The 18,725-nt window shown below is 56.1% G+C and carries 16 protein-coding genes; 4 read left to right on the top strand and 12 right to left on the bottom strand.

What is annotated here, in order from left to right; translation table 11 throughout:
- Positions 1 to 18 precede the first annotated feature (18 nt).
- The gene (fabY, locus tag ABLU67_RS05690) at positions 19 to 960 is read left to right on the top strand and encodes a fatty acid biosynthesis protein FabY (protein WP_009652900.1); all 942 of its coding nucleotides are present in this window, start codon (positions 19 to 21) and stop codon (positions 958 to 960) included.
- A gap of 17 nt (positions 961 to 977) precedes the next feature.
- Here the strand turns inward: fabY and ABLU67_RS05695 are convergent, their stop codons facing one another.
- The 5 genes from ABLU67_RS05695 to fdnG form a co-directional block, all read right to left on the bottom strand.
- Entirely contained in the window at positions 978 to 1,895 is a 918-nt protein-coding gene (locus ABLU67_RS05695; protein ID WP_348852192.1) for an alpha/beta hydrolase, read from the bottom strand.
- Positions 1,896 to 2,091: 196 nt separating this feature from the next.
- The gene (fdhE, locus tag ABLU67_RS05700) at positions 2,092 to 3,021 is read right to left on the bottom strand and encodes a formate dehydrogenase accessory protein FdhE (protein WP_004132861.1); all 930 of its coding nucleotides are present in this window, start codon (positions 3,019 to 3,021) and stop codon (positions 2,092 to 2,094) included.
- 342 nt (positions 3,022 to 3,363) lie between these two features.
- Positions 3,364 to 3,999 (bottom strand): formate dehydrogenase cytochrome b556 subunit, encoded by a 636-nt coding sequence (gene fdoI / locus ABLU67_RS05705; protein WP_004107380.1) that lies wholly within the window; start codon positions 3,997 to 3,999, stop codon positions 3,364 to 3,366.
- Positions 3,996 to 4,898, bottom strand: a complete 903-nt coding sequence (gene fdxH, locus ABLU67_RS05710; protein ID WP_014227375.1) for a formate dehydrogenase subunit beta — start codon at positions 4,896 to 4,898, stop codon at positions 3,996 to 3,998. Before fdxH ends, fdoI begins: the two co-directional genes overlap by 4 nt.
- 12 nt (positions 4,899 to 4,910) lie before the next feature.
- Entirely contained in the window at positions 4,911 to 7,961 is a 3,051-nt protein-coding gene (gene fdnG / locus ABLU67_RS05715; RefSeq protein ID WP_014837000.1) for a formate dehydrogenase-N subunit alpha, read from the bottom strand.
- A gap of 156 nt (positions 7,962 to 8,117) precedes the next feature.
- Between fdnG and fdhD the strand changes: the two genes are divergently transcribed.
- From fdhD to ABLU67_RS05730, 3 genes are all read left to right on the top strand, one after another.
- Positions 8,118 to 8,954: a formate dehydrogenase accessory sulfurtransferase FdhD gene (fdhD, locus tag ABLU67_RS05720; RefSeq protein WP_014227378.1), complete on the top strand. Its 837-nt coding sequence runs from the start codon at positions 8,118 to 8,120 to the stop codon at positions 8,952 to 8,954.
- A 128-nt stretch (positions 8,955 to 9,082) separates the two neighbouring features.
- Complete coding sequence (locus ABLU67_RS05725; RefSeq protein WP_004127125.1) at positions 9,083 to 9,295, top strand: YdgH/BhsA/McbA-like domain containing protein; 213 nt, start codon at positions 9,083 to 9,085, stop codon at positions 9,293 to 9,295.
- 145 nt (positions 9,296 to 9,440) lie between these two features.
- Positions 9,441 to 10,952 carry a glycoside hydrolase 43 family protein gene (locus ABLU67_RS05730; protein WP_064406173.1) on the top strand — a complete coding sequence of 504 codons (1,512 nt, stop codon included), beginning with the start codon at positions 9,441 to 9,443 and terminating at the stop codon, positions 10,950 to 10,952.
- 46 nt (positions 10,953 to 10,998) lie between these two features.
- On the opposite strand, the gene ABLU67_RS05735 is transcribed toward ABLU67_RS05730, so the two are convergent.
- The 7 genes from ABLU67_RS05735 to ABLU67_RS05765 form a co-directional block, all read right to left on the bottom strand.
- Positions 10,999 to 11,697 (bottom strand): oligogalacturonate-specific porin KdgM family protein, encoded by a 699-nt coding sequence (locus ABLU67_RS05735; protein WP_014837002.1) that lies wholly within the window; start codon positions 11,695 to 11,697, stop codon positions 10,999 to 11,001.
- 222 nt (positions 11,698 to 11,919) lie between these two features.
- Entirely contained in the window at positions 11,920 to 12,762 is an 843-nt protein-coding gene (locus ABLU67_RS05740) for a PTS system mannose/fructose/sorbose family transporter subunit IID (RefSeq protein ID WP_014837003.1), read from the bottom strand.
- On the bottom strand, positions 12,755 to 13,558 hold the full coding sequence (locus ABLU67_RS05745) for a PTS sugar transporter subunit IIC (protein ID WP_047722776.1): 804 nt from the start codon (positions 13,556 to 13,558) through the stop codon (positions 12,755 to 12,757). Before ABLU67_RS05745 ends, ABLU67_RS05740 begins: the two co-directional genes overlap by 8 nt.
- Positions 13,559 to 13,569: 11 nt before the next feature.
- A complete protein-coding gene (locus tag ABLU67_RS05750; RefSeq protein ID WP_064406178.1) occupies positions 13,570 to 14,067 on the bottom strand; it encodes a PTS sugar transporter subunit IIB in 498 nt (165 codons plus the stop codon).
- Between the two features lie 13 nt (positions 14,068 to 14,080).
- Positions 14,081 to 15,259 (bottom strand): glycoside hydrolase family 88 protein, encoded by a 1,179-nt coding sequence (locus ABLU67_RS05755; protein WP_224237344.1) that lies wholly within the window; start codon positions 15,257 to 15,259, stop codon positions 14,081 to 14,083.
- Positions 15,256 to 15,738, bottom strand: coding sequence for a PTS fructose transporter subunit IIA (locus tag ABLU67_RS05760; RefSeq protein ID WP_014837007.1), 483 nt, complete (start codon positions 15,736 to 15,738; stop codon positions 15,256 to 15,258). The genes ABLU67_RS05755 and ABLU67_RS05760 overlap by 4 nt, the downstream gene beginning before the upstream one ends.
- Before the next feature lie 174 nt (positions 15,739 to 15,912).
- Positions 15,913 to 18,516 (bottom strand): sigma 54-interacting transcriptional regulator, encoded by a 2,604-nt coding sequence (locus tag ABLU67_RS05765; RefSeq protein WP_224237345.1) that lies wholly within the window; start codon positions 18,514 to 18,516, stop codon positions 15,913 to 15,915.
- Positions 18,517 to 18,725: the final 209 nt, after the last annotated feature.

Here is an 18,725-nt window from a genome sequence, read left to right on the forward strand (position 1 = left end):
ACAAAAGAGAGTACAGCTATGTATCACCTTCGTGTACCGCAAACAGAAGAAGAGTTAGAGAGCTACTACCAGTTCCGCTGGGAGATGCTGCGTAAGCCGCTGCATCAGCCGAAAGGGTCCGAGCGCGATGCGTGGGATGCGATGGCGCACCATCAAATGGTGGTCGATGAAGAGGGCAATCTGGTTGCCGTCGGGCGGCTGTATGTGAATGCGGAAAACGAAGCTTCTATCCGTTTTATGGCCGTCCATCCGTCAGTACAGGATAAAGGGCTGGGAACCCTGATGGCGATGACGCTGGAGTCCGTCGCCCGTCAGGAAGGCGTTAAGCGCGTGACCTGTAGCGCCCGCGAAGATGCAGTGGAGTTCTTCGCTAAGCTCGGTTTTGTGAACCAGGGCGAAATCACGACGCCGACGACCACGCCGATCCGTCATTTTCTGATGATTAAGCCGATAGCCTCGCTGGACGATATTTTACATCGCGGCGACTGGTGCGCTCAGCTGCAGCAGGCCTGGTATCAGCACATCCCTCTCAGCGAGAAAATGGGCGTGCGCATTCAGCAGTATACCGGGCAAAAGTTTATCACCACCATGCCGGAAGCCGGTAACCAGAACCCGCACCATACGCTGTTCGCCGGCAGCCTGTTTTCTCAGGCAACGTTAACCGGCTGGGGGCTTATCTGGCTGATGCTGCGCGAGCGGCATCTTGGCGGCACAATTATTCTTGCCGATGCGCATATCCGCTACAGTCAGCCTATTAGCGGACGCCCCAGCGCCGTTGCCGATCTTGGCTCGTTAAGCGGCGATCTTGACCGGCTGGCGCGAGGCCGCAAAGCGCGCGTTCAGCTGCAGGTTGAGCTATTTGGCGACGAGCGGCTGGGCGCGGTTTTTGAGGGTATCTATATTGTTCTTCCCGCGAAACCGTTCGGCCCCTATGAAGAGGGCGGTAACGAAGAGGAGTAGTCTCCCTTTACGCTTAACTATCGGCCTGGTGTTTTAACCCGCCAGGCGATATCTCTCATCGCGCTGCCTGCCGCCGGGCTGATGCCGCCCAGCTGAAAGAAGCCGTGAATCACCCCGAGATAACGCTGACAGGTGCAGTCAACGCCCTGTTCAAGCAGGCGCTGGTAAAGCGCTTCGCCTTCATCACGCAGAGGGTCGTATTCCGCAGTCAGAATATGCGCCGGCGGTAAGCCGTGAAAGTCTTTACGCCACAGCGGGCTGGCTTCCGGATGGTGGAGCGCCGTCGCGGAAAGGTACATTTCATAGCCGCTGAGCAGGGTATCTTCGGTGATGATGTAATCTTTACCGTTATCGATATAGCTCTTCATGCTGGCGGTGGCGTCCAGCATCGGGTAAATCAAAACCAGCTGCGCGGGTTGCCAGGCCTGTGCTGTTTTGAGCCGCAGGGCGGTCACTAATACCAGGTGTCCCCCGGCGCTGTCGCCAGCCAGCGTAATACGGGAAGCGTCGATGCCTAACTGCTCCGCGCGGCGGTGAATAATCAGCGCGCCTCTCTCCGCATCGTCATGGGCGGCAGGGAAAGTATGCTCCGGCGCCAGCCGGTATTGCACGGCGATAACGCGGCAGCCGCTGTGGTATGCCAGCTGGCGGAGCTGATGGTCATGCGTGGCGAAACCGCCGCTGATAAAGCAGCCACCGTGGAAATAGATAATGGCAGGCAGTGCGCCGGAAGCGTTAAGGGGAGAGACAACGCGAAATGCCATGCCGTCGAGCTCGATATCTTCTACCTGAACGCGCTTTTCCTGTTCCCCAGCTAGTACCGTACTGGCGAGATAGCCGCGTCTCCGGTCATCAATATTCTGTTCGCGCGATGAGGGGCGGCCCGCATCGATAAATTCCCGCACCAGCTCTGCGATACCCTTTTCAAGCGCCATTTTTCATTCCCTTAAGCTGTTTGGATATACAGTGTTATAGCCTGATTGTGAGCAAAAGAAAACCGGGGATTTTCGTCGGGAAGTGATTCTGGAAAGCGGCTCGCAAAACCAAAGATTTTGCCGGCATACCGGGAGTGTTTACGCCATTATCAATGGTGAGCCGGGCAGCAGGCGCCGCCCGACATGATGCCTGCCGTTATTCCCCTTCGCCAGGGAACAGGAACGGGTTGATGGAGCTGCGGGCGAAGCCCTCTTGTTCCATCCGTGCGTCCAGTACCAGCGAGGCGAGGTCGTCGGCTACGGCCTCCACTTTTGGGTCTTTTTCCTGATAGAGAATCTTCAGGTAGGTACCGCAGTCGCCGCAGGTTTCGGCTTTAATCGCCGACTGCTCGTTATCCAGTGACCAGTAGTGCAGATCGCGCGTCTGTTCGCAGTTGCTGCACTTCACGCGCACCACGTGCCATTCGGTTTCGCACAGGTTGCAGTGCAGATAGCGCAGGCCCTGTGTGGTACCAATTTGCACCATGCTGGAGACCGGCATCGAGCCGCAAACCGGGCAGAACTGACGCTGTTCACCATATTCAGCGCGGGCCTTTCCGGGGATCAGGCTGGCCATCTGCGCCCAATAGAGCGAAAGCGCGGCCCAGATAAACGGCGCTTTATCGCTGCTGACAGAGGCAAAATCGGACGCAAACAGCGCGCTTGCCATCAGTTCCAGCTCCTGCTCGGAGGCTTTTTCCAGATTCTCGATGACCGCCAGCGCCGGGCCGCTCATCTCCGGCTTCAGTTCGGCAATCAGCGAATGCAGCAGCTTGTGCCAGTGCTTATCGCGCGGCAAAACGTGGATATCCAGCGGCGGTTTACCCTGGTCGTTCGCTTCTTTGATGCGCGCGGTGAGATCCATCTGCAGCGGATGGTCGTACAGCACCACTTCCTGCGCGTGGGCGATAAGCGCGGCAAAGCGCAGGTAATCACCCAGCGGGTTATTTTCAGCCAGTTCGCGCAGGCGTTCGGCGCGACGGTTATATAAATTTTTGAGCCGGGGAAACAACAACGGCGGGATCATATCCGTCGCGCGTTTCTCGCTCTTTTCCAGCTCATCTTGCGGGATGATACGAATGCTCATTCAGTCACTTCCTGGTTTCAGCAGATTCGGCGATGGTCGCGTCCGCTCTGCGATTTGGCGGGCATCATGCGCCCGCTCTGGTGATGTCATTAATGATAACCGCAATCGGCATACGGGATATAGCCACGACATCGCAATGTGTGCGCTACGATACCTGATATCGATACCCCCGACTATGCACCGTTAGGATTAGCTGCCCTGCGCCATGGCCTAAGCGAAACGGGAAACGTGCCGCTCCCGCCTGCGGCGCACTCTGGCTAACGTTGTCAAAACAGCGCGTTATCCGCAAAAAAATGGCGTCGATATACGACGCCATTTCAGAGACGAACAACGCGCTCGGGCCTATGACTGGCGCTTATCCTGCTTTTCGCGGACTTCACGATACCAGCGCGGGTGATGTTTCTTCGCCCAGGTCTTCGTGACCCAGCCTTCCACCATCGCGGTAATGGTGCCCTTCACCCACAGCGCAGCGTAAATATGCACCATAATCACCACAATCAGCGCCACCGCAGAGAAGGAGTGCAGCATCAGCGCGAAGCGGATAACCGGGATGGAGAAGGCCGGCGCAAAGTACGGACGCCAGATGATCACGCCGCTCACCAGCAGCAGAACCAGGAAGATAATCGCCGCCCAGAACACGCATTTCTGGCCGAAGTTATAGCGCCCGGTGTCGCCCACTTCCTCGTTGACGACAATCTTGCGAATATTTTTCGCCCAGAAAATATCGTCCCGGTTGATCAGGTTGTGGTGCCAGTAGCGGAAGAACATGATGATGAATGAAGCAAACATAATCACGCCCACGAACGGGTGCAGAATACGCGCCAGCTGCGGGGTGCCCATGATTTGCATCAGCCAGTTGAAGGACGGGAAGAAAAAGCCCAGCCCGCTCACCGCCGCCAGCACGAAGCAGAAGGCGGTGACCCAGTGGTTGATTCGCTCCGGCGCGGTGTAGCGCACGATGGTGTCACGTCTTTTCATTTGCGCACCTCGTCTTTCTCTTCATCCAGATTGTCCTCTTCCTCTTCCGCGCGGTTCGGACCGACGCCGACGTAGTGGAAGATGCTGGCGGCGAAGGTGGCCGCAAAGCCGACCGCCGCGAGAGGCTTCCAGATCCCTTTCCAGAACTTAACCGTGGCGCTGATTTCCGGGTTCTCCGGCAGGCCGTGGTACAGATTCGGCTTGTCGGCGTGGTGCAGCACGTACATCACGTGCGTGCCGCCAACGCCTGCCGGATCGTACAGGCCCGCGTTGTCGTAACCGCGGGTTTTCAGCTCGGCGACGCGCTCGCCCGCCAGCGTTTTCATATCCTCTTTGGAGCCAAAGTGGATAGCGCCGGTCGGGCAGGTTTTCACGCACGCCGGCTCCTGGCCAACGTTAACGCGGTCCACGCACAGCGTACATTTGTAGACGCGGTTATCTTCCGGGTTTAGGCGCGGCACGTTGAACGGGCAGCCGGCGATGCAGTAGCCGCAGCCGATGCACTGCTCGGACTGGAAGTCGACGATGCCGTTGGCGTACTGAATGATTGCCCCTTCCGCCGGGCAGGCCTTCAGGCAGCCCGGGTCGGCGCAGTGCATACAGCCATCCTTACGGATGAGCCACTCCAGTTTGTCGTTCTGCTCCACTTCCGAGAAGCGCATCACGGTCCAGGATTTGGCGGTCAGGTCGGCGGGGTTATCGTACACCCCGACGTTGTGACCGACTTCATCCCGGATGTCGTTCCACTCGGAACAGGCCACCTGGCAGGCTTTACAGCCGATACAGGTGGTGACGTCGATAAGCTTCGCCACCTCTTCCTGATGGTCCCGCGCGCGGGGCGCGGGGGTGAAGCCGTTAGTCGCGGAACGACGGATAATGTCTTGCGATTGATAAGCCATAATTCGTCTCCGTTACGCCTTTTCCACGTTCACGAGGAAAGCCTTGAACTCCGGCGTTTGCGTGTTCGCATCACCGACAAACGGCGTCAGGGTATTAGCGATAAACCCTTTCTTCGCCACGCCTTCGTAGCCCCAGTGAATCGGAATACCGATAGTATCGATATCCTTACCGTCCGCTTTCAGCGTGCGAATACGCTTGGTCACCACCGCCTTGGCTTTGATATAGCCGCGGTTAGAGGAGACCTTCACGGTATCGCCATGGGCGATGCCGAGCTTGTTCGCCAGCTTCTCGCCGATCTCCACGAACTGTTCCGGCTGCGCGATGGCGTTAAGCAGCGCGTGCTTGGTCCAGTAGTGGAAGTGCTCGGTCAGGCGGTAAGTGGTACCGACGTAAGGGAATTTCTCCGCTTTGCCCATCTGCTCAAGGTCGCCTTTAAAGACGCGAGCAGCCGGGTTAGAGACCACGTTCGGGTGCAGCGGGTTGGTGCCCAGCGGCGTTTCAAACGGCTCGTAGTGTTCCGGGAACGGCCCTTCCGCCATCTTATCGATAGCGAACAGACGCCCCATCCCTTCCGGCTGCATGATAAACGGCCCGACATCGCTGTCCGGCGCCGCGGCGCTGTAGTCTGGAATATCCACGCCGCCCCACTTCGCGCCGTCCCATTTCAGGAGCTGGCGCTTCGGATCCCACGGTTTACCCTGCGGGTCCGCGGAGGCGCGGTTATACAGAATGCGGCGGTTAAGCGGCCACGCCCATGCCCAGCCCAGCGTATTGCCGAGGCCCGATGGATCGGCGTTATCGCGACGCGCCATCTGGTTGCCGTCAGGCGTCCAGCTACCGGCGAAGATCCAGCAGCCGCTGGAAGTCGTGCCGTCGTCACGCAGCTGCGCAAATGAGCTGAGCTGCTGGCCTTTCTTGACGATCACCGCCCCGGTTGCCGGGTCGGTAATGTCTGCCAGCGCCTTGCCGTTGCTCTCCATCGCTACTTCTTCCGACGCTGGTTCATGCGGCGTGGCGTAGTTCCACGTCATGTTCAGCACCGGTTCCGGCGCCGGTCCGCCCTGTTCGGCGTACATCTTGCGCAGGCGTAAGAAGATACCGGCGAGGATCTCACCGTCGGTGGTCGCAATCCCCGGGGCGTCCGCGCCTTTCCAGTGCCACTGCAGCCAGCGGCCGGAGTTAACGATAGAACCGTTCTCTTCGGCGAAGCAGGTGGACGGCAGGCGGAACACTTCGGTCTGGATTTTCGCCGGATCGACGTCGTTCGACTCCCCGTGGTTTTGCCAGAAGGTGGAGGTTTCGGTGTTGAGCGGGTCGATGGTCACCAGGAACTTAAGCTTCGACAGCGACGCGACAACCTTGTTTTTGTTCGGGAACGACGCTACCGGGTTGAAGCCCTGGCAGATATAGCCGTTCACTTTGCCCTGGTTCATCATCTCGAAATATTGCAGGACGTCGTAGCCCTTATCCCACTTCGGTAGCCAGTCAAAGCCCCAGCTGTTTTCCGCCGTGGCTTTATCGCCAAAGAAGGCCTTCATCATAGAGACGAAGAATTTCGGGTAATTACCCCAGTAGTTCACCTGGTCCTTCAACAGCGGTTTCGGCGTGTTGGCGGCGAGGTAGGTTTGCAGATCAGTCTGTTTCTCGCTCGGCAGCGTCATATAGCCAGGCAGGCTCTGCGACAGCAGCCCCAGGTCGGTAAGACCCTGAATATTGGAGTGGCCGCGCAGGGCGTTTACGCCGCCGCCCGCCATGCCCATATTGCCGAGCAGCAGCTGGATCATCGCCATGGTGCGGATGTTCTGCGCGCCGATGGAGTGCTGCGTCCAGCCCAGCGCGTAGAGGAACGAGGCGGTTTTATCGTGCGCGCTGGTTTCCGCGATGTACTCGCAGACTTTGAGGAAGTCGGCTTTTGGCGTTCCGCAGATATTTTCGACAACTTCTGGCGTATAGCGGGAAACGTGCTGCTTCAGCAGGTTCCAGACGCAGCGCGGATGCTGCAGCGTGGTATCGCGTTTGGCAAAGCCGTTTTCATCCAGCTCATAGTTCCAGGACGTTTTATCGTACTTGCGGGCTTCGGCGTCGTAGCCGCTGAACAGACCGTCTTCAAAGCTGTAATCCTCACGCACGATCAGGCTGGCGTTGGTGTAAGCCTCGGTATATTCACGGTTAATTTTTTCGTTGTTCAACAGGTACAGGATGACGCCTGACAGGAAGGTAATGTCAGTACCGGAACGAATTGGGGTATAGAAATCAGCTACCGCCGCGGTACGCGTAAAGCGCGGATCGATCACAATCAGCTTCGCGCCGTTGCGAATCTTGGCTTCCATCGCCCAGCGGAATCCAACCGGGTGAGCTTCAGCGGCGTTGCCGCCCATCACCACGACGAGATTGGCGTTCTTGATGTCGACCCAGTGGTTGGTCATCGCACCGCGACCAAATGTTGGAGCAAGACTTGCTACCGTTGGTCCGTGTCAGACGCGCGCCTGGTTGTCGACCGCGAGCATACCGAGCGCGCGGGTAAATTTCTGGGTTAAATAACCGGTTTCGTTACTGGAGGCGGAGGCGCACAGCATACCGGTGGTCAGCCAGCGGTTGACGGTGGTGCCTTCGCTATTCTGCGCGACAAAGTTGGCGTCGCGGTCCTCTTTCATCAGCTTAGCGATGCGATCGAACGCTTCATCCCAGCTGATTTTCTGCCATTTATCAGAGCCTGGCGCACGGTATTCCGGAAATTTCAGGCGACTTTCGGAATGGATAAAGTCCACCAGACCGGCCCCTTTAGGGCAGAGCGCGCCACGGTTGACCGGATGGTCCGGGTCACCTTCGATATGGAAGATAGACGCTTTGGCATTTTTTGCGCCGTCGCCGAGGCTGTACATTAACAGCCCGCAGCCAACGGAACAGTAAGTGCAGGTGTTACGGGTTTCGCGGGTGCGCAGCAGCTTGTACTGCCGTGTTTCCGCGAGCGCTAAACCGGGCGCAAAGCCCAGCGCCGCTGCCGTGGTTCCTGCCATACCGCCAGCGCAGATCTTAAAGAACTGCCTTCTGCTGACCTGCATGGTTCGCTCCTTGTTTCGACATTGTCACGTATAGTTATTTGCTTTGCGGTAAGGGCCGCAAAGGTTCAGAATTGGGGGTAATTTCCCTCGTTCCCGAAGGGATATAAACAGAATACCACATTGTGTGTATGCCTGTTCCAATACGGTTAAGACAAAGTGAACAAGAAGCCTCTTGAACAAATCGAAAATGTGACAGATATCACAGGTTATCGCCAGGTATCGCTCTGGAAGCGCCAAAATTTGCAACATCCTCAGCCAGACGAGTTAGCTGAAGAGGTACCCGTTGCGCTGGTTTATAATGGCATCTCGCACGTGGTGATGATGGCGACGCCGAAAGACCTGATGCAGTTCGCCGTCGGCTTTTCCTTATCCGAAGGGATTATCGAAAACCGGGGCGAGATTTATGGTATGGACGTCGTTCAGGCCTGTAACGGCCTGGAAGTGCAAATCGAACTCTCCAGCCGCCGCTTTATGGGACTGAAAGAGCGCCGTCGCGCGCTGGCCGGACGCACCGGCTGCGGCGTATGCGGCGTTGAGCAGCTCAACGATATCGGGAAGCCCGTGCAGCCGCTGCCCTTTACCCAGACGTTCGATCTGGCGAATCTCGATCGCGCGCTGGCTCACCTGCATGATTTTCAGCCGATAGGCCGCCTTACCGGCTGTACTCACGCCGCGGCCTGGGTAAGTCCTTCCGGCGAGCTCGCGGGCGGCCATGAAGACGTGGGTCGCCACGTGGCGCTGGACAAGCTCCTGGGACACCGCGCGGAATCAGAAGGCGCCTGGCAGAACGGCGCGGCGCTGGTCTCCAGCCGCGCCAGCTATGAAATGGTGCAGAAGGCGGCCATGTGCGGGGTGGAAATCCTCTTTGCGGTCTCTGCCGCGACTACGCTGGCGGTTGACGTCGCCGGGCGCTGCAACCTGACGCTGGTGGGATTCTGCAAGCCGGGCAGGGCGACCGTTTACACGCATCCGCAGCGGTTAATCGCGGGTTAAATTTAAGTCAGTTTTTTTGAATGATGACAACAAATCCTTCCGCTTTTTGTTTGGCGATGTGAGGGCTACTATTTATCACATCAAGGCACGGCGCCTTATTCAAACAACTAACGTAAAGGGTTTATATCATGAAAAGCATCAAAACTTTTGTCGCAGTTATCGCTCTGGCCGCTTCTTTTGGTTCTTTCGCTGCGGAAACCGTGACCGCGACCGCCGCAACGATGGACGGTGCGGAAGCGAAAATCGCCGCTCAGGCCCAGGCTGCTGGCGCTTCATCTTACAAAATTACCGAAGCGTTTACCGGTAACCGCGTGCACATGACTGCGGAACTGAATAAATAAGCGTAAAGCTACTGTCGAAAGAGCGCCCAAGGGGCGCTTTTTTTGTGTCTGAAGATATTTTTATTTCATTGTTAATTAAGCGTTTTTATCCGGTGGTCCGCTTATTGCAACACGATGAACAGTCGACAATAAAAGGTCCCCCACTATGCCGCTGTTCTATCAAAACCCCGTGATTCATGCCGATTACGCCGATCCCGATGTCATTCGCACAGGCGATGATTTCTGGATGGTGGCTTCCAGTTTCCATCAATTGCCCGGCTTACCGCTTCTCCACTCTCGCGATCTCATCCACTGGCAAATCGTTAACCATATTGTTAAACGCCTGCCTTCGCCTGAATACGACAGCGTTCAGCCGGGAAAGGGGATTTGGGCGCCCTCCATTCGTTTCCATGGGGGCCTGTTCTGGGTTTTCTACAGTTTGCCCGACGAGGGTATTTTTGTTTCCCACGCCCGGGATCCGCGAGGCGAGTGGAGCGAACCCTATTGCCTGAACGCTTCCCCTGGCTGGATAGACCCTTGTCCGTTCTGGGACGATGATGGACGGGCCTGGCTGATTCACGCTTTCGCTTTCAGCCGCAGCGGGGTGAAAAACAAGCTCCAGATTTTTGAAATGGCGCCGGATGCATCCCGGCTGTTGGATAACGGCCGGATCGTTGTTGACGGAACGCCCTCCCATCCCACTCTGGAAGGCCCCAAATTATATAAGCGCAACGGCGAATACTGGATATTCGCTCCGGCCGGAGGCGTCAAGCGAGGCTGGCAAACGGTCATGCGCGCCCCGAGGCTATCTGGTCCATGGCAAAGTCGCGATGTTCTGCATCAGGGAGATTCACCGATAAATGGCCCTCATCAGGGGGCGTGGGTTGAACTGGAGAACGGTGAAAACTGGTTTTTCCACTTTCAGGATAAAGGCGTGTACGGCCGCATAGTGCATCTTCAGCCGCTGAGCTGGCGGGCTGACGGCTGGCCGCAAATTGGGCAACGCCTTGACGATCACGGTAAGGGGCAGCCCGTAAGCCTCCATCGCTTACCCGCGCTGCCTCTTGCTCCATGTTGTTTGCAGACCAGCGACGATTTCCCGTGCGGCCAGCCCGGCCTTCAATGGCAATGGCAGGCAAACCCCCAGCGCCGCTGGCTAATGCCGCATGCGCAAGGGCTACGCTTGCGCTGCGCGCCGACCGCTTCCGATATCAGCCTGTATCGTTTACCTCAATTGCTGCTACAAAAATTTCCCGCTGAACGTTTTCACGTGCAGACAGCGGTTCATCCGATGTTTTCTCAGGATGGCGATGAAGCGGGAGTCGCGATTTACGGCCAACGCTTTGCCGCACTGCGCGTGAGGTACTGCGCGCCGAATCTTCATCTATCGCTGTGCCACGGATGGATAGACGATCGCGGTGAAACGCATCAAGAAGCCATCGAACTTGAGGCGATCGCCTGTTGCAACGAGATTGCGCTGGGGTTCCGGGTGGACTACGACGGGATAGTCCGCTTTCGTTATCGGTTTACGCAGCGTGAATGGCAGCAGGTGACGCCGTCGTTTTCCGCCGGTGCGGGAAAATGGATCGGCGCGCGTATGGGCATTTACGCGCGTGGCGCGCATGAAAACGCCGGCGGCAGCGCCGTTTTCTCACCGTTTATCGTGCGTTTGCAGTAAGCCTGACGGCGATATGAGAAGGGCAGCTTCGCTGCCCTTGCGGGGTTTAATCGAAGTAATAGCGAATGCCGAGGCGGAATCTCACCTGATCGTCATGATTCTGATCCTGATCGAGCCAGGCCACTTCCGCATAGGGAAGCCAGTGTTTATCGACGCGGTAGCGCGCCACAATGCTTGGCTCCCAGTGGGTTTTCTGCCCGTTAGAGGCATTGAAGTCGTTTGTGTTGACGAAGAACTCCGGGTTGAACTGAAGCCACAGTTTCTCAGTCGCCTGGTAATTAAGGTACAGGTCGAACTGATGGCTGTCGTTGTAATCCATATAGCCGTTGTAATCGCGATCTTTATGGGTCATATGGTTATAGCGGTAGCGGCTGCTAAAACTTAAAGATTTACTGATTTTATAATCGAGGCTGATATAAGGCGCCAGCTTCGTTCCTTTACTATCAATATCGGTTAATCCGCCCGGCGTCAGCGTCCATTTTTCATTAAGCGGGATCGGATACCAGCCTTCAAACTCCTGAAAGGAGCTTTTCATTTGATTAAAATCTTGTCCGAGGTCGTACATGGCGGAGGCCAGAACACCGGCGCCATTATCAAATATATGACCCAGGCCTATTTTATACTGATTTTTCTCAGAAGCCGTAGTATGCGCGTAGCGATTATCAACCCAGGTTGCCGCGGCAAGCGTATTTAGCGTAAAACAGGACAGCGGGATGCCGATCAATAGCGTGCGTAATGTTTTCATTTTAATTCCTGTAGGATTTATTAAGTGCCATAATTTCTGAAGAGAAATAAAAGACACTTATTAAATAGCAATTGCTGTGCCAGAATATAAAATCCTTAAAATACATGATGTTGTTTTTTTGTGTTGGGCATTAATTCGACACTGACTTATTTTTTATTTGCGTCGATACATATCACGAGTAAGAGGACGGCTCCCTTTTATTAAAGGGAGCCAGGAGATGGGTTAAATTATGCCAATACCCGCAGCGGCAAAGCCGAAGACAATCAGCATAATTAACACCTTATTGGGGCTGACCTTTTTATTGAGCAGCTTCAGGCAGCCCAGAACTAAAAGCAGAGGAATTAACCCGACGCAAATTTTGTCGAGGATCTCCTGCAGTACAAAGGGCTGCCCGGCGATGGTGGTTTTAAAGGTGGTGGTAAACTTCACCATGCTGGCGCTCATCGCCCCCACCATCATTAATCCCATAATTGATGAGGCTTTGGTGATACAGCTCAGCAGCCCGGACTGCGTCGCTTCGGCGATATACTTCGAGCCTAAACGGTAGCCCATGACGCCGCCGTAATAGCGCAGCAGATAGCTGGGAATATTGTAAATCAGCAAGAACAGCAGCGGCCCCAGTGGATTACCCTGCGACGCCAGGCCAATGGCAATCCCGGTGGCGATAATACGCAGCACGCCGTAGAAGAAGGAATCACCGACCCCGGCAAATGGCCCCATTAAGGCCACTTTGATGCCGTTAATACTGGAGGTATCAAAGTTCGGGTTGGCGGCATTCTCTTTTTCCATCGACAGCGTCAGGCCCATAATAAAGGGCGCCAGATGCTGGTTGGTATTGAAGAACTGGCTGTTTCGCTTAAGCGACTCAAGATAACGGTGCGGGTCGTTGGCGTAGATTTTCTTCAGCATTGGCGCCAGCGCCCAGCCGTAGCTTAATCCCTCCATACGGGTGAAGTTCATCGACCCCAGCAGCGGAAACTGGCGGATAAAAAGCTGACGAAAAAGCTTTTTCTCGCTTTTATCATCGGCGTAAGCGCTAACGCTTTGTGTCTGGATATCAGTCATTGAAGAACCCATCCTTATCGTCAACTGAGGCGGACGCGGCCGCCGTTGCCGTTTGTTTATTCGCCTTAAGCTGATTGAATTCGTTAAAGCACAGATAGACCGCTACCGAGGCTGCAATAATCGCAATCCCCATAATCGGCAATTGCAGATAGGCCGCCATCGCGAAACCGATAAAGAAGAAGGCGGCGATGTTACGGTTCCACAGCGCCTTCAGCAGAATAGCGAACCCAAGCGCCGGAAGAATGCCGCCAACCGCCGTCATGCCGCGCATGACCGTACCCGGAATGCTCTCGACCAGACTGCGGATGACCTCGGTGCCGAAGAGCACGCCAAAAAAGGCGATCAGGGCGAAGGGGATGCCGTAAAAGAAGGTCATACCGAGCGTCAAACCCAGCGCCGCACGGTCACGCCCCTGTTCCAGTAGCGCATCGTATTTTTCAACCAGAGCGGTATAGACCAGCTTCAGCACCTGATAAACAAAGACCGCCAGCAGGCTGATAGGCAGCGCCAGCGCAACGGCCACCGGCGGCTCAGCGTGGGTTAGAATCGTAAAAGCGGTTGCCAGTACTGACCCCACCGCAAGGTCGGCAGGAACCGAGCCGCCGATGGTGATGGTGCCAAGGAAAATCAGCTCCAGCGTGGCGCCGATAATAATGCCCTGTTGCAGGTCTCCCAGCACCAACCCCACCAGCGCGCCGCAGATGAGCGGGCGTTCAATCAGCGGTTGACCCAGCGTATGGTCGGCGGTTTTCACCAGAAACATAATGACAGCAACAAGAATTGCGGAAGTTAACATAGCGACCTCGCTTAACTGGCGGCGTTATCCAGCATCTCAATCAGGTTTTTCACCGGATGAGATGGCAGGACCTGATATTCAACGGCAACGCCGCGGTCGGCGATAGCGTGGAAATCCGCCACATCTTCCGGCGTCACGTAGACGGTATCGTTAATGCGCTTTTTCGCCGCCAGGTTGTCGGTGATGCGCCCGAAGTTAGCGACGTTCAGCGTTTTTATCCCCGGCGCCTGTTCGACGAGCCGACGGGCGTCGGCGGCATTGTTAACGATCACCATAATTTTCATGGCTTCCGAACGCGGGTCGTTAAGCACATCGCCCGCGTCCTTCACCGCCATAATGGCGCACTTTGCGGTATCGGGAGCCGCCATGCGCAGCGACATTTTCTGCACTTCGTTATTCACGATCTGGTCATTGGCGACCAGGATGCGGTTCACGCCCAGATGCTTGGTCCAGACCACGGCAACCTGTCCGTGGATTAAACGATCGTCAATACGTACTAAAGAAATCATGGTGTAGCTCCAGTTAGCAAAAGTAGGGTGTCCAGACGCGGGAAAGGCGAACCAGGGCTTCGAAATAGAAGTAATCGCCCCAGAGGTTAGGTTCGTTAATGCCCATATTGCGGCCAAAGTTATAAACGCCTTCGCGCAGCAGGCCGTCCTGCGCGTGGGCAAAGTAGCGCTCGCGTAAATTGCGCATCATCAGTTCGATAGCGTTGCCGTAGGCCGGACGCAGCGGGTCGGTGAGCGGTAATAGCTTCAGCAGTTCTGCCAGGCCGCAGGCCGCGATCGCTGCCGCAGAGGTATCCCGGTACTGGTTATCTTCGGCGGTAAAAATCAGATCCCAGTAGCAGACAAAATCTTCCGGTAAGCGGTTAAGAAAATAGTGCGCCAGGCGGCGGGAGAGCTCGGGCTGCCAGGCATCGCCGGTGTGGGCGTATCCCAGCGCGAAACCATAAATTCCCCACGCCTGGCCGCGCGCCCAGCAGGAGCTGTCGCTGAATCCCTGGTGCGTATCGCCGCGCAGCGGCTGGCCGCTATGAACATCCATATAAAATGTATGGAAAGTAGAGGCGTCTTCACGCACCAGATAGCGTGCCGCCTGCGCCAGATGAAGGCTGGCGGCCTCGCGCCACCGTTGATTTCCGGTTTCGTTGGCGGCCCAAAATAGCAGCGGAACATTGAGATTGCAGTCGATGATCATCCGCCCCTGACGCGCCGGGTCGTTTAAATCTCCCCAGGCCTGAATGACGCCCGCCGTGGCGTTAAAGCGGCGATAGAGCAGCTCGGCCGCGCGCAGGGCGAGTTCGCGTGCGCGCAGGTTGCCGGTGAGCTTCCAGGCGTTAACGCAGGAGAGGAGATAGAGAAAGCCCAGGTCGTGGGTATCCACTTTAATCTGCTTATCGAGACGTTCTTCAAAGCTATCGAGCAGGCTTTCCGCCACCGCCCGATATTTATCATCGCCGGTGACCTCCCAGGCGAGCCACAGCATGCCGGTCCAGAATCCCTCGGTCCAGTCGACTTTCTCCACGCTTTCATAGCGGCCCCGTGTCGCACTGGCGGCGGGAAAGATTGCCGTAAAGCGCGGCAGCATGGCGTCGAGCTGCGTCAGCACTTCGCCGATTGCCGCGTTAAGCCAGGTATGATTTAACCTCGGCTGCGGCGAGAGATAGCGCGCATCAAGCGCTTCGAGTGCGATAGTCACGGGTTTCCCTCTTCGGCAAAAAAATCATCAATATTGTCCTGCGTTTTGTGCTGCGCAGCCTGGCGCGCCGCGATGATTTCCGGCAGCTGATTCATGTACTGCATCGCCCCGCTGGCGGCGGCGACGGCATCCTGAAGCCGCTGCGCGGTTTCGACGTGTTCCGACATGCAAAACTCCATCAGCATAATCAGGCTGGCGCCGCTGATGACGTGCGCGTGGGGATATTTGACCATCATCTGTACGGCGGTATTGTTGACGCTTCCGCCGGGCATATCGGTAAACAGCACCAGCTCATTGCCGCGACCGGCCGCCTGCCGGGCGATAGCGTCAAAGCGGATGGCCAGTTCAGCCGTTGACTCAATTTCACCACAGTAGGCGCAGACGGGCGTGACGCCATGGTCGTCGCCAATCAGCAGATTTAATGCCGACACTATCCCTTCTGCGTAGCGGCCATGGGTTGCGATGTACATCTCTCGCATTGCATATTCCTTCATCTTTTCAGGTATCTGAAAATGAAATAGCAATCAGCGTGCCATGTTTTTATATGTATGTTTTTAAATGATAAAAACGGATTTTTGGACGCTTTTTGCAGTGTTGAATGGGCAGTTTATTCAGTGTCGACAGGTTTGCCAGCCGACGCTGGCAACGGGGGGTTAATGGTCGGGGTCAAAGGCGATCCACGGCTCCATGATTTCATAAATCATCAGCACTTCGGTAAGCGGCAGGGTGATATTATATTTGCGGTTCAGGGCCTGGAAAAAGGTGTCGTGGACGGCGACAAACGCCTGCTGCGCCAGCGTCAGCTCCGCCTCTTCCCGGTGGCGCACGCCGTTGTTGACCATTACCCGCTCGATCATCAGGGCGATATGCATAAACAGATTGATGCGCAGATAGCTTTCAAAATGGATTTTGTAGAAGGCTTCATACTGCTTAATGACCGCTTCGACTTCATCAATAATCACCACCGGATTGAGGAAGTTAAGGCGGCTGGCGACGCCTTCGACGGTAAACAGCTTGACCACTTCATCAATCATGGGCTCCAGGCCGCCTTCCATCAGCAGGCCGTTGAAGTAGTCGCGTTTTAACACCCGCGTCTTTTCTTTAATCAGCTGCTCTACGCTAAGTAGCGGAATATACCCGGCTTCCAGATCGGTGGTGGTAATGATCAACCGCGTGCCGTTCAGTGCCGGGTCGGCGTGGGCGATTTTCCACTTCAGGTCGTCATACTCCATCGTAATAATGTCGATCTCCTCCTGTGCCAGGAAGCGCTGAACGATATCCTTCAGCTTGCGGGAGATCCCTTCGCCGGAGATACAGGAGATAATGATTTTATTGCCCGGCAACACGCCCGCGTAGTAGCGCGTTTCCACCTCATACGCGCCTTTGGCGCTCTCAATAATCGCCTCCATCGACAGCTTATCCTGAATTTTGGCCGCAATATCCAGCGCCATGGCCGTACTGACGTTGTTGATAACCAACAGTTCGCCGTGCAGGTGGAGCTTAATCTCTTCGTAGATCTCTTTTAGCGACCCCATATCCACCAGAATAATCAGCCCCGCGCCTTGTTTAAGGCGGGAAACGTGGGCAATCAGCAGGTCGATGATCTCTCTGGTGGACGTCGCGTTCGCCATGTCGAAGGCTTTAAAGTAGTAGCCGCCGGTGAGCTGGTTGGCGATCCCGGCGATGCTCGACGCCGTGGCGCGACCGTGGGACACGATAATGCCCTGAATCGGATCGTCTTCGCCGGCGAGGGTGTGAAAAGCGCAGCTTAGCAGCGGCTGAAGCAGGGGGAGCGGCTGCCGGGTGACATGCTTGCTCAGCAAAGCGAGGCACTCTTCGGCCAGCAGCCGTGCCTTAGCGGAAACATAATCGGAAATGGTTTGCAGTTCGCCTGGGTCGAGCGCCTCCTCCGGAGCATGCAGCGCATAGCTCAGGCAGAGCCAGACCGCCTTGCGGATCTCCGGGCTACAGGAGATGCCGGTCAGGCTCTCCAGCTCCTCCAGCGCGTGAATGGTGTTCTGCCAGATATAGCCGCTGTACAGCGACTCGGCGGAGACCGCGCCGCTGACGGTAGTCAGCAGCTGTTCTACTTTGCGATTCAGCAACAGCACGTTACCGCTGTGGCAAAAGTCGCGAAAAATCACCTCATCGCGCATCGCTTTGGGCAGCAGCTGGCTGACATTCAGCGCATCTTCATGCGCGCTGGCGGCAATACGGATTATTTCACCGCCGGACGCCGGGCCGCGTAGCGTGATGACGTCAGCCTCACGACTCTCGCTCCAGGCGCTGGCGCACATCACTTTAATCTGATTTTTTAACTCGCCAATATTGCCGCGCACCGGGGAGGTGACCAGCTGATGCATCAGCTGATTATCGAGATGGATATCCCGACGCAGGCTGCGCGCTTCCTGCTGCAAAAAGTGGCTGACCTGATTGACGCGCTCGGTCAGCGGGCGCGAAATATAGTTGGGCAGCGTGACGCGCACCGGGATGCGGCGACGGAAGGTGTTAAGCAGGACGGTATCGATATTTTCCGTGGTGGCGAAGATAAAGCGCAGCGACGCCGGATGGCGCGTACGGTTATCGCCAAGACGGTAGAAATATCCTTTATCCATATACAGAAACAGTTTTTCCTGGTTCTCTGCCGAGAGACGATGCACTTCATCGAGAAACAGAAATCCGCCATCGGCGTCATCAAAGGCGCCGCGTTTCTCGCGGTCAGCGCCGGTGAAAGCGCCGCGGGTATAGCCGAAAAGGGTTGCCGAAAGCAGCTCCGGATTGTTGGCGTAATCGGCGCAGTTAAGCTCAACGAAGGGTTTGTCCGCTGCGATAACCCCGCGCTCGAGAGCGTACTGATAAATCAGCATCGCCAGATGGCTTTTGCCGACGCCGCTCTCCCCGGAGAGCAGGACAGGCAAACCGTCACCGGGATAGTCCACCGCCGAGCGGCACAGCGCGACGGCGTCGGCCAGGCTCCCGTGCGCGCCAATCAGCGGCTGAAAGGCGTCGTGCTTTTTCGACACTATGCGAGATGGCTGAGTCTTTTCCCCACCGTTTTGCTGCACATAGAAGCGCACCGGACGGGTGTTTTCTTTACGCAGGTAACCGTCATCGCACAGCCTGTTGAGGTAATGGCTGATAACGCTGCGTTTAACCTGCATAAAGTCCGCACAGTCCTGAGCCGTGAATCCTGCGGGTTTCCGTGCGTAGTGGGTGACTATTTTCTGGAATAATTTTTCTTTTGCCGACAGCGCCATTCTTCAATGCCCCGGATAGAGTAGAAAATAGCGTCGATTTAATTTCGACACTAGACACTACTGCTTTTATTAGACACTGAGTACTTTCTACGGCATTAGATAAAAATGAAACCATGTTTTGATTAGAATGTGATGGAGATCGCCACAGATTTTATAGGATGTAAAAGCAGGCGACGCACTTGCGAACGCCAGAAGAGCGCTGTTGCCCG

Source organism: Klebsiella sp. GN_Kp190 (assembly GCF_040061795.1).
Taxonomy (GTDB): Bacteria; Pseudomonadota; Gammaproteobacteria; order Enterobacterales; family Enterobacteriaceae; genus Klebsiella; species Klebsiella michiganensis.

What these genes read in the sequence shown, in the direction of transcription:
- fabY (WP_009652900.1), top strand. Translation starts at nt 19, where the DNA reads ATGTATCACCTTCGTGTACCGCAAACAGAAGAAGAGTTAGAGAGCTAC.
- ABLU67_RS05695 (WP_348852192.1), bottom strand. Translation starts at nt 1,895, where the DNA reads ATGGCGCTTGAAAAGGGTATCGCAGAGCTGGTGCGGGAATTTATCGAT.
- fdhE (WP_004132861.1), bottom strand. Translation starts at nt 3,021, where the DNA reads ATGAGCATTCGTATCATCCCGCAAGATGAGCTGGAAAAGAGCGAGAAA.
- fdoI (WP_004107380.1), bottom strand. Translation starts at nt 3,999, where the DNA reads ATGAAAAGACGTGACACCATCGTGCGCTACACCGCGCCGGAGCGAATC.
- fdxH (WP_014227375.1), bottom strand. Translation starts at nt 4,898, where the DNA reads ATGGCTTATCAATCGCAAGACATTATCCGTCGTTCCGCGACTAACGGC.
- ABLU67_RS05725 (WP_004127125.1), top strand. Translation starts at nt 9,083, where the DNA reads ATGAAAAGCATCAAAACTTTTGTCGCAGTTATCGCTCTGGCCGCTTCT.
- ABLU67_RS05730 (WP_064406173.1), top strand. Translation starts at nt 9,441, where the DNA reads ATGCCGCTGTTCTATCAAAACCCCGTGATTCATGCCGATTACGCCGAT.
- ABLU67_RS05735 (WP_014837002.1), bottom strand. Translation starts at nt 11,697, where the DNA reads ATGAAAACATTACGCACGCTATTGATCGGCATCCCGCTGTCCTGTTTT.
- ABLU67_RS05740 (WP_014837003.1), bottom strand. Translation starts at nt 12,762, where the DNA reads ATGACTGATATCCAGACACAAAGCGTTAGCGCTTACGCCGATGATAAA.
- ABLU67_RS05745 (WP_047722776.1), bottom strand. Translation starts at nt 13,558, where the DNA reads ATGTTAACTTCCGCAATTCTTGTTGCTGTCATTATGTTTCTGGTGAAA.
- ABLU67_RS05750 (WP_064406178.1), bottom strand. Translation starts at nt 14,067, where the DNA reads ATGATTTCTTTAGTACGTATTGACGATCGTTTAATCCACGGACAGGTT.
- ABLU67_RS05760 (WP_014837007.1), bottom strand. Translation starts at nt 15,738, where the DNA reads ATGCGAGAGATGTACATCGCAACCCATGGCCGCTACGCAGAAGGGATA.
- ABLU67_RS05765 (WP_224237345.1), bottom strand. Translation starts at nt 18,516, where the DNA reads ATGGCGCTGTCGGCAAAAGAAAAATTATTCCAGAAAATAGTCACCCAC.